Origin of the sequence: Armatimonas sp. (assembly GCF_043760365.1) — a bacterium.
Taxonomy (GTDB): domain Bacteria; phylum Armatimonadota; class Armatimonadia; order Armatimonadales; family Armatimonadaceae; genus Armatimonas.
On record NZ_JAYUPA010000163.1, the window covers coordinates 1 to 6,082 of the forward strand.

At 61.3% G+C, this 6,082-nt stretch carries 5 protein-coding genes; 3 read left to right on the forward strand and 2 right to left on the reverse strand.

Annotation, left to right across the window (positions count from 1 at the left end):
• The first annotated feature begins 73 nt into the window (after window positions 1–73).
• Window positions 74–1,153 carry an acyltransferase family protein gene (locus ACH2EH_RS04070; protein ID WP_395139203.1) on the forward strand — a complete coding sequence of 360 codons (1,080 nt, stop codon included), beginning with the start codon at window positions 74–76 and terminating at the stop codon, window positions 1,151–1,153.
• On the opposite strand, the gene ACH2EH_RS04075 is transcribed toward ACH2EH_RS04070, so the two are convergent.
• Window positions 1,111–3,081 carry an ATP-binding protein gene (locus ACH2EH_RS04075; RefSeq protein ID WP_395139205.1) on the reverse strand — a complete coding sequence of 657 codons (1,971 nt, stop codon included), beginning with the start codon at window positions 3,079–3,081 and terminating at the stop codon, window positions 1,111–1,113. The genes ACH2EH_RS04070 and ACH2EH_RS04075 overlap by 43 nt on opposite strands.
• Before the next feature lie 345 nt (window positions 3,082–3,426).
• On the opposite strand from ACH2EH_RS04075, the gene ACH2EH_RS04080 reads away from it, so the two are divergent.
• Together ACH2EH_RS04080 and ACH2EH_RS04085 are read left to right on the forward strand one after the other, a co-directional pair.
• The gene (locus ACH2EH_RS04080; RefSeq protein WP_395139207.1) at window positions 3,427–3,810 is read left to right on the forward strand and encodes an endonuclease domain-containing protein; all 384 of its coding nucleotides are present in this window, start codon (window positions 3,427–3,429) and stop codon (window positions 3,808–3,810) included.
• A gap of 388 nt (window positions 3,811–4,198) precedes the next feature.
• Entirely contained in the window at window positions 4,199–4,819 is a 621-nt protein-coding gene (locus tag ACH2EH_RS04085) for a hypothetical protein (RefSeq protein WP_395139209.1), read from the forward strand.
• Window positions 4,820–4,850: 31 nt separating this feature from the next.
• Here ACH2EH_RS04085 and ACH2EH_RS04090 read toward each other — a convergent pair.
• A partial coding sequence (locus ACH2EH_RS04090; protein ID WP_395139210.1) for a hypothetical protein occupies window positions 4,851–6,082 on the reverse strand: 1,232 nt, incomplete at its 5' end.

Here is a 6,082-nt window from a genome sequence, read left to right on the forward strand (position 1 = left end):
CGGCGACGCGGGTTGAATATTATCACGCTTCCCTAAGCCCCGCAAGCGATTTTCGCGTATACTTGAGAGAATTGTGAGAGCCTATTTTCCCCATCTCGACGGCCTGCGCGGCCTGGCTGCATTGTATGTGGTCGCCCATCATGCGTTTCTTCTCTGCGCCCAAGCCTTCCCGATCCGTGCCAAGAACAGCCTAGCCGACGGCCTGCTCTACGGCCACTTGGCCGTGGATGTCTTTATCGTGCTCTCGGGGTTCTGCCTGGCGCTCCCGGAAAAGGCCACTGCTGCAAAAGTGTTCTATTTGAAACGTGCTCGGCGTATTCTTCCGGCCTACTTGGCTATCTTAGCCGCGTCGGTGGCGCACACGCTCTATTGGAATGGTGGCCCACTGGACTTCCGCGCCCTCGGGCTACACGGACTTCTCCTGCAAGATGTCTTCCCGGAGACAATTGTTGCCTTCAACCAGCCGCTCTGGAGCGTCGCGGTGGAGTGGAAGATCTACTTTCTCTTCCCAGTGCTCCTCTGCCTGCTTGCCAAGCCACGTGGCACTGCCCTGGTGCTGGCCACAACCGCCATTATTGGCTACGGCCTCACGCGTATTTTTATACTCTCAGGAAAGAGTGTCGCGGAGCTGGGCCACACGTGCCCCTGGTATGTGTTTCTCTTCGGCATCGGTGTCTGTGCAGGCAAGCTCACCTCGCGCTGGGACGGCGAGCAAAAGCGCCTTATGGTTCTGGTGCTCGCGCTGCTATCTGGTGTCTTGCTGGTTGGCCTGCTCTTTGTCTTCCCGATGGAGAGCGCCGAGGCCGATCTGGCCCGCGCGTTTCCCGTGATTGATCCAGCGATGGGGATTCTGACGGCGGCGTGTTTGGCGCTCTGGCACCATAGGCTGCCAAGGCTACTCACTCTGCGCCCGGTGGTGTTCTGCGGCACTATCGCCTACTCGATCTACCTGATCCACTTCCCGATTCTGGAGATGCTCGCCAAGAAAGTGGTCAAGCCGCTCCTGCCTGCCGCGTCGCAGGAGCTACAAACCCTTGCGCTTCTCGGGCTGGGCCTGCCGCTGGTTCTTGGGGCAGCGTGGGTGTCGTGGCGGCTCTTTGAAAAACCGTTTCAGCGCAGCACAAGCGCAAAAACATCCTCTCGCGAGAGCTGACGGCCTTCCTGCCAAGCGGCCTCGAAGGCTCCCCTGCCGAGCGTTTCGCGGACGCGATCACACTGTTGCTGGTAGTTTTCTTCCTGATGGAGAGAGAGCGTCAGGCCGATTTCTTCTCGTAGCCGGCTCGCTGCTCCGAAAAGCATTGCCGCCTGGTGCACTTGGTTCTCGCAAAGAGCAAGGTGGGCACAGCCCTGGAGACAGCCGGCAAAAACCGGGCTATCCCCTAGCTCCTGATGCAGGTGTAGCGCCTGCTGGCAGAGCTTCTTAGCAGCAGGGTAGTCGCCCTGCTCAGTGGCAATTGTCGCCAGGTTGGAAAAAGAGTTTGCCATGCCAAGCCGATCGCCGAGCGTTTGTTTAAGCGCCAAGCTCTCGTGATGGAATTGTTGCGCCAAGGTAAGGTCGTGCAGCACCACGGCGATATTACCCAGGTTATTGAGCAAGGTAGAGACTCCGCTGAGCTCGCCCAGCTCGCGCCGAAGACTCAAGCCTTCTTCGTAAAACGCCCGTGCCGCCCTGTAGTGCTTCTGGTCAAAGGCCGTGTTTCCCATCGCATGAAGCGAGCTGGCTATGCCTTGCTTATTATCCTGTAGGCGACGAATCGTCAGGCTTTGCTGATTGTAGCGCTCCGCCGTGCCGTAGTCTGCCTGGAAGTTCGCCAGCGCACCGGCTCCGTAGAGCGCCTCGGCGCGGGCATGGGTCTGCGCCTGACCTCCGGGGAGGTGGAGCACTTTCTCGTACCAGTCACGCCCCTCAGAGATATAGCCACGAATCCACCAGAACTTCATCAGAGCCCCTGCGAGAGCCTGAGTAGTCTCCGCAAAACCACGGTGGGTTGTGCCAAACGCAAGTGCCGCGCGAAAGTTGCCATTCTCTTGCTCCAGCCGCTCGTACCAGTGTTTCTGCTCAAAACCAACGAGCTTGGGAGCTAACGTCTCCGCAAAGAACTTAAAATAGACTAAGTGGTTTGCCTGGACGCTCCCTTGCTCCCCGCTCTCTTCAAGGCGCTCGTGGGCAAACTGGCGAATGGTCTCCAGTAAACGAAAGCGGGTGGAGACGGACGTCTGCTCTACCACGACGAGCGACTTGTCCACGAGGTTGTAGAGCAAGTCCAGCGTGTCGGGCGAGCGGTGCACAGACTCAATGGCATCCAGTGTCCAGCCACCGCGAAACACCGAGAGGGCGCTGAGCAGGCGCTTCTGCTCCACACTGAGAAGCTGCCAGCTCCAGCACAGCGTCGCCTCTAAGCTCTTCTGGCGCGGGTTGAGATCGCGGCGACGGCCTTCCAGCCAGAGCACTTCTTTCTCAAGACGCTCGCGAAGCTCTTTCAGTGTCAGAACGCGCACCCACGCCGCCGCAAGCTCGATGGCAAGCGGCAAGCCGTCCAGTAGCGTGCAGATCGCCTCGATCTCGGCTTTGTTCCCGGCGTGCAGTGTGAAGTCGGGGCGGACGGCGCGGGCGCGGTCCACGAAAAGCTCCACGCCGGTCGCGCCCACCAGCGGCTCGACAGCAACCTGTTGCTCCCCTTCCACGCCAAGCGGCTGGCGCGACGTGGCGAGAACTACCAAATCGGGGCACGACTCCAAAAGCTGCCGCACGATCCGCGCGGGGCCAAAGTGGGATTTCTCCTCGTCGTCGCTGTCCTCGTCTTTGTTCTCGGTGGGTAGCAGGTGCTCTAAATTGTCCAGCAAGATCAGCACGCGGCCCTGGATGGCGTTGATTGTCGCCACGATCTGTGCCAGCGGATCGGCGGCGGGTGGCGCATCGGTGAGAGCGCGGCGCAGGGTCGGCAGGATCAGCGCGGGCAAGGGAAGCTCGGCGAGAGAGGCGAAGACAATGCGGGAGAACGCCACTGGCAGCGAGTGGACAATCGGGGCGGTTGCGGCAACGGGCGTTTCGGCAACCGAGACTTCGGGCAGGCTCTCCAACGCTTCTCGGGCTTGCTCGGCGAGGGCAGCGCAAGGCGTAGGTTGGCTTTGGGGCCATCTCCCCCGCCGCTTCGCGCCATCTCCCCCTACCCCCTCTTCCCCCTGCCGCTCGTGCCTCGCTGGGAAGAGGGGCAGCGCAGTGAGGGACGAACAAAGCGGGGAGATGCACCAGCCTTTCTTCCCGGCGAGGCACGAGCCATCGGGGAAGAGAGGTGCCTGAGCCGTGCGAAGGCGGAGAGATGGAAAAAAGCGAAGGCGGAGAGATGGCACCAAAGCCAGAGAGGGCGAAAAAATACTTGTCCCGGTTTATCAGATTTGCCACTTCTCAACCGTTCTACAGGTGAGATGCAAAAAAACGACGTTAAACGACGCTGCCTGATTCACCTGCGGGATCGGTCACGTGCTCTCCGAAACAGCCCCACCGAGTCGGAGAAAAGACTCTGGGAGGCGTTGCGCTATGATCGCTGTGACGCACTGCGCTTCCTGCGGCAGTATGTTATCGGTGTCTATATCGTGGACTTCTACTGTGCCCAAGCCCGGCTTATCATCGAGGTGGACGGGAGTATCCACGACCTGCCCGAGGTTCGCCTTAAAGACCAGAGCCGCGCCGCTCTTCTTCAGGAGCACAGCCTGCGCCTCCTGCGCCTGACCAATGAGCAGGTACGCACCCAAACCCCAGAGCAGCTCCGCAAGAGAGTGAAAGACTTCCTCGCCACCACTGATGAGTAGGCTTTGGCCATCTCTCCGGGTTCGTGGAACTCACCCACCTCTCTTCCCCTGTCTGCTCCTTCGTCGCGGGAAGAGAGGCTGCATCTCCCTGCACCTTAGAGTGCTGCCCCTCTTCCCAGCGAGGCACGAGCGACAAGGGGAAGAGGGGGTGGACGAGGAACGAGGACGGGGGAGATGGCAAAAAGCTACGAACCCAGGCACACGCAAGGCGAACCTCTCAAGAAACCTACGAAACTCGTGTTTGCAAGGCGTAAACCCATGCCCATGAGAGGCAAACCCATGCCCTGAGGGCGTGGATTTGTGCCCACACAAGGCGAACCCGTGCACCAAAAAGTCACCTTGTTGCTCCCAACCAAAACCTCTATAATAGACGCAAGGAGAACCGACAATGGACATCACTGCCATTAAGAACCGCGTGCAAGCCACCCGCGATGTACAAGAGGCGATTGCCTCGGAGTGGCTCTGGGAAGAGAAGAGTGTCGCGCAGTGGGACACCGACCTCGCCGAGTTTACGCAGCACGAGCAGGCCGAGAGCGCCACCGAACAAGCCGAGCACGATACGCGCACGCAGCGCAACGCCGCCTACAACGGTTTAGAGCGCCGCACGATGCAGTCGCTCGCTCTCTTAAAAGTCGCTCTGCGGGGCAATGCCGCTCACACGGAGGCACTGGCAAAGCTCCCCGGCACGCCCCAAGGCCGCCCGCAGGTGCTCGCCCGCGCCCAGGCCGTCAGCGATGCCTGGAAGCAGCTCGCCGTAAGCTTTAACCCCACCCCCGAGCTCACCCAGCCCAAGCTCGCCGCCGCCATCGAGAGCTGCCGCACCCTCGAAGCCCAGACCTCCGCCGCAAAAGTCGCCTGGCGCAAGGCCGCCGAGAACCTCGCGGACTTTGCCGCAGAGTGTGACGCCGATGCCAAAGCCTGGTACGCACTAGCAACACGCCTCTTTGCCGCCGGAAGCGCCACCGGTGATCTCATCCGAGGCCGCGTCCCCACCGACTACCGCCGTTAGCCCCGCTCCCTACGCCGCAGAGCGGGTGGGTTTATTCGTCGGTGTCGGAGACGATGTAGGCACGCCCGGAACCTGCCGGAGCGATGCGCTGCCACTTCTTTTGGGTCGGGTTGCCGACGTAGAACTGACGCACCAAGCTCGTGGTGTGCAGGCTCGCCAGAAAAAGCGCCAGCACCGCGACGCCCCCCACGGCAAGCTTGGCGCTTGTGGGCAGCTTGCGCGTGACGGCCTCCAGCGCCGTGAGCAGCAAGAGCACCAGGAGCGGCGCGGCGGCGGTGAAGTAGCGCCCCGACGACTGCAAGACATTCCAGTCCACAAACAGCATCTGCTGAAGCACCGCCGCGATCAAAAACAGCAACACACTGCCCGCCGCCCAGAGCGCCGCACGAATCACGGAGTCACTTGGGGCCAGCTTGCGGCGCACCTGCGACGCGTTCCAGAAAAGCGTGAGGCCAATCGCCAAGTCCACCAAGAGCAAGTACGCCGCGTTCTGCACCATGCCATCGTAGCTGCCGGGAAGCAGACTACCGATCAGCCAGAACGGTGTCCAGCCCGTCGCGGCCCAGAAGAGCACGGTGATCAGCGGCGTAAACTGCGTCGGGGAGCCTTGCGGGCGAATCCCCGTGCCCAGAAAGTCCGCCACGGTTGCGCCGCTGGCCAGCAGCGGGTTATCGAAAGGCCGGATCAGCGGCTTGCCGTAGTTCGTGAGATTGTGTAGCAGCCACGGCGAGAAGACAACAAACGCGAGTCCGAGCGCGATTGCCAGCGGCTTGAGCGCCTGCTTCTTGAACGTCATCCCCAACGCAATTCCTGCTGCCAAGCACCAGATCACCGACGTCAGGCGGGTGAGGAGCGCCAGCCCAAGGACGAAGCCAATCAAGAGTGCTTGCTTGGTGTTCGGCACGCGCCCCTCGCGGCAGAGGCGTACCACTTTCAGCCAGCTCCAGGCACCGAGCACCATCGCCAGCGGCTCGTTGGAGACATGGCCCATCAGGTGGTTGAAGATCGGGACAAAGGCCATGAGTGGCGCAGCACACAGTGCCACTAGCTTACTCTCCGGCAAAACCAGCCGCGCCGCTTTTGCCGCCAGCGCAATGGCCACTGCCCCCAGCAGGACGCACAGCCCGCGCCAGAGAGTCCAGAAAAGCACGCTCTGATTACCAAAGGCTTTCCAGAGTGGCACGGAGAGCAGAAAGAACAGCGGCGGGTGCTGGGCCTGGTAGCAGATAAATTCGCTGTCACTCTTGCGCTGCTCGGCAGTCG

What these genes read in the sequence shown, in the direction of transcription:
- ACH2EH_RS04085 (WP_395139209.1), top strand. Translation starts at nt 4,199, where the DNA reads ATGGACATCACTGCCATTAAGAACCGCGTGCAAGCCACCCGCGATGTA.
- ACH2EH_RS04080 (WP_395139207.1), top strand. Translation starts at nt 3,427, where the DNA reads ATGCAAAAAAACGACGTTAAACGACGCTGCCTGATTCACCTGCGGGAT.